Here is a 281-nt window from a genome sequence, read left to right as displayed (position 1 = left end):
GGCATCGGCAGCGCCGTCCACCCGATCGTTGAGGCGCCCGGCCTCCTCGAGCACGTCCGCGACGGACAGGTCGCGTTCGCCTCTGTGTCTTCCGAGATCCGCTACCCTGAACGCCCCAACGCTCGGCGGGGTGGCCACCTGGTCCTCATTCACGCTGTCGAGAACTCCCGCATCACTCTGCACAACCCGTCTGGTATCGGCGAAAGCGCCCAGAACGCGACGGTCGACGTGACCACCTTCGAACGGTTCTTCGCCCACCGCGGCGTCACACTAAGGAGACC

General features: G+C 66.2%; 1 protein-coding gene. It reads left to right on the top strand.

The window, feature by feature from the left end; translation table 11 throughout:
- On the top strand, positions 1–281 hold a 281-nt coding region (locus AC1RPN_RS08910; protein ID WP_481763830.1), incomplete at both ends, for a hypothetical protein.

The organism is Dellaglioa sp. CoH-57-MRSF-20 (assembly GCF_056781955.1).
Note: the sequence above shows the minus strand (reverse complement) of the source record. Positions and strands in the feature narration are given on the sequence as shown.